This window comes from Streptomyces sp. NPDC048473 (assembly GCF_043200155.1).
GTDB lineage: Bacteria > Actinomycetota > Actinomycetes > Streptomycetales > Streptomycetaceae > Streptomyces.
In genome coordinates this window covers 1-1,478 of sequence record NZ_JBICXE010000182.1, presented here as the reverse complement: position 1 = coordinate 1,478, position 1,478 = coordinate 1, and the positions used below count along the sequence as shown (strand labels likewise).

Here is a 1,478-nt window from a genome sequence, read left to right as displayed (position 1 = left end):
TTGTGCGGATCACCTCTCTGCTCTGCCTTGAGCTTTCAGCTCTGACGCGGACCGAGGGCCGCACGACTCGCTGGGGTTGCGAACGGCTGGTGGGATGACGTGCCTTGAGCACTTCCATTAGGGAGCACGCGCACCCTGCACAGGCTCTGGCCTGGAGAAAGAGACGCGACGAAGGAGGACCGGATGGCGATAGTCGAGTTACCGACGCCAGTGTTCTGTGGCGTGGACTGGGCCGAAGACCACCACGACATTGCACTGGTCGATGCTGGCGGAAAGCAACTCGCCAAGGTGCGGATCGGCGATGACGCTGCAGGGTTTACCCAGCTCACGGACCTGCTGGCCGAACATGGCGACAGCGAGGCCGCCCCGATCCCCGTGGCGATCGAGACCTCACGCGGACTCCTCGTCGCCTGCCTGCGGGCCACCGGGCGGCCGGTCTTCGCGATCAACCCGCTGGCAGTTGCCCGCTACCGAGATCGCCACTCAGTCGCCCGCAAGAAGTCAGACGCCGTCGACGCTGCGGCCCTGGCCAACATCCTGCGAACCGACATGGCCGCCCACCGGCCGCTGCCCGCGGACTCCGAGCTCGTCCAGGCCATCGCCGTGCTCGCCCGGGCCCAACAAGACGCCGTCTGGGCTCGCGGACAGGCCCAAAACAAGCTTCGCTCCCAGCTCAGAGAGTTTTACCCTGCAATCCTCGACGCCTTCGCCCAGCACAAGCACGGTCTGTGTTCGAGGGAAGCCCGCACCATCCTGGCGGCAGCACCGACCCCCACCATGGCCGCGAAGCTGACACGGCGACGCTTGCAGACACTGCTCAAGCAGGCCGGCCGAGTCCGCGGCATCCAGGCCGACGCGGAAAGGCTCCATGAGGTCTTCAAACGCGACTACCTCCACCAGCTCCCGCAGGTCGAGACGGCTCTCGGGCATCAGACCTCCGCTCTGCTCAGGCAGGTGAACACCGCCTGCGACAACGCCGACCAGCTCGAAGAAGCCGTCACACAGGCCTTCGAAGAGCATCCGGATGCACCGGTCATCCGCAGCTTTCCAGGCCTCGCCGCACTGACAGGCGCCCGAATCCTGGCGGAGATCGGCGACGACCGGGCCCGATTCGCCAACGCCGGATCTTTGAAGGCGTACGCGGGAAGCGCCCCGGTCACCAGAGCCAGCGGCAAGAGCTGCAAGGTCATGAGCCGGAAGGTCAAGAACCAGCGATTGGCTGCCGTCGGTTACGTCTGGGCCTTCGTCTCTCTCACCAGGTCACCAGGCGCCAGAGCCCACTACGACCGCCGACGAGCAGCTGGCGATCGTCACGTCGCGGCACAGCGGAACCTCTTCAATCGCTTCATGGGCATGCTGTTCCACTGCCTCCAGAACGGTCACACCTACAACGAAGCAATCGCCTTCCCGGAGCCCTCAGCCGGACATATCGCAGCGGCAGCTTGACGCTTATCCGCGTGGGATGTCTTGTCCCCGGC

The 1,478-nt window shown here is 65.4% G+C and carries 1 protein-coding gene; it reads left to right on the top strand.

The window, feature by feature from the left end; genetic code table 11:
- The first annotated feature begins 183 nt into the window (after positions 1-183).
- Positions 184-1,446: an IS110 family transposase gene (locus ACGFU7_RS48110; RefSeq protein ID WP_266734169.1), complete on the top strand. Its 1,263-nt coding sequence runs from the start codon at positions 184-186 to the stop codon at positions 1,444-1,446.
- Positions 1,447-1,478: the final 32 nt, after the last annotated feature.